The sequence below is a fragment of the Actinoplanes sp. NPDC048791 genome (assembly GCF_040650095.1).
Taxonomy (GTDB): domain Bacteria; phylum Actinomycetota; class Actinomycetes; order Mycobacteriales; family Micromonosporaceae; genus Actinoplanes.
This window is the reverse complement of the sequence record NZ_JBEZGQ010001416.1, coordinates 1-1,720: the sequence shown is the minus strand read 5'-3', so window position 1 is coordinate 1,720 and position 1,720 is coordinate 1. Positions and strand designations below refer to the sequence as shown.

Sequence of the window (1,720 nt, the reverse complement as noted above, 5' to 3'; positions counted from 1 at the left end):
CCTGCTTCTTCATGTAGGCGGCCCAACCGCTGTAGTCGGCCTTGGCCGGGTCCGGCAGGATCGCCAGGAACGGGTTGACCCCGGCGGGCTTGGCGCCGGGTTTGGGCTTGGCGGCCACCGGCAGACCGGCGTCGACAGCAGCCTTGTCGGCCGGGCTGAGCCCCGGATCGGATTGGAGTGGAGCGGCCGGCGTCGCGCCCGGAGTGAGCGCGACGATTCCGAGCACGAGTGCCCCGACGGTCGCGATGCTACGTCGCATCAGTGATCCCCCTTCGATGCCTCCGGGGCCCCCGCCACGGACGGCACACAGGACGCTACCGAGCGAGTCGATCAATATCTAGTGCTGTCGATGCATCGTCACAGGTGTTAGGAGCGCTCGGGAATTCACGAGGGGACGCAGGGTCAAGCCTGCCCAACCACAGTGGACAAACGCGCGGTCAGCCGACCGGGCGTACGGTCTCCAGCGCGGCGACGGCCGCTCCCCGGGCACCGGCCATGTCGAGGTCGGGCACCAGGACGAAGGTCGCCGCGGCCTGCTGCTCGGCCCGCAGCTGGGTGTGCTCGCGGACCGTGTTGAGGAACCACTGGCGGAAGTGCGGCGCCGCCTCGACCACGCCGCCACCCAGGAAGTACGCGGCCGGGTCGGTGAAGTTGGCCGCGATGGTGAACAGCTTGCCGATCGCCTTGGCCTGCTGTTCGAAGACCGCCACGGCCAGCGGGTCCTCCTTCTCGCCGTACCCGCGGAGCAGCTTGGCCGCCCGGCTGATCGGTTCCCCGGCCAGCGGGTGGTCCGGGAACCGCCGCAGCCAGTACGGCAGCAGGTTCTTCGCGATGCCGGTCAGCGACGCGATGCTCTCCACGTCGCCGGCGAAGCCGCAGTTGCACTCCGGCACCGGCTGGTCCTCCTCCAGCACGCCGTGCAACGGGATCTGCACGTGGCCCAGCTCGCCCGCCATGCCGGCCGCACCGCTGACCACCTTGCCGAGCTCGACCACTCCCCCGCCCAGGCCGGTGCCGACGATCGCCGCCACGGACGACCGCTCCATGGCCTCGGCGCCGAAGTGCCGGTGGTGGGCGTAGAGCGCGGCCGCGTTCGCGTCGTTGTTGTAGACCACCGGCAGGCCGATGCGCGCCTGGAGAGCGCCGCGGATGTCGAAGCCGTGCCAGGAGACCTGGGAGAAGTTCGTCGAGCCCTTCGACGAGATGACGCCGTCGGCGCTGGCCGGGCCCGGGGTGTCCAGCCCGACCGCGCGCACCAGCGTCCGCGGGGTGCTGGTCAGCTCGAGGATGCTGGTGAAGGCCTCGGCGAGCTGCTCGACCGCGGACTCCGGGCCCTCGGTGACCAGGCTCGGATTCTCCACCAGACTGTCGACCAGGAACTGGCCCGTCGCGTCCAGGACGGTCGCGTTGTTGCAGGTGCCGCCGTTGTCGAGACCCACCACGACCCAGGACGCCGGGGTCCGTACCGCATCGATCTGATCCACAGCCCTGAGCGTACGTGCCGGGACGCCGCGACGCGACGGGTGCAAGCGCATTGCGAGCGGTGAGAGTCCGGTTGCGGCGGCGCGGCGGGTGCCGGACGGCGCCGAAGGGCCTGGCATGCAGACGAAGCCTGAGCCGACCCGCCGCGCCGTTCTCGGTGGCGCCGCCGCCGTCGCCGTGACACGCAGCCGTTCCACGATCCCGACCGATCCCGCACGCGTGCGGCGCTGGTCCACCG

At 71.2% G+C, this 1,720-nt stretch carries 2 protein-coding genes; both read right to left on the bottom strand.

The window, feature by feature from the left end; all coding sequences use genetic code 11:
* Positions 1-259, bottom strand: a 259-nt coding sequence (locus tag AB0C29_RS46960; RefSeq protein ID WP_360834679.1) for a hypothetical protein, incomplete at its 3' end; no start/stop codon positions are given.
* A gap of 178 nt (positions 260-437) precedes the next feature.
* The gene (locus tag AB0C29_RS46955) at positions 438-1,484 is read right to left on the bottom strand and encodes an ROK family protein (RefSeq protein ID WP_360834677.1); all 1,047 of its coding nucleotides are present in this window, start codon (positions 1,482-1,484) and stop codon (positions 438-440) included.
* Positions 1,485-1,720 lie beyond the last annotated feature (236 nt).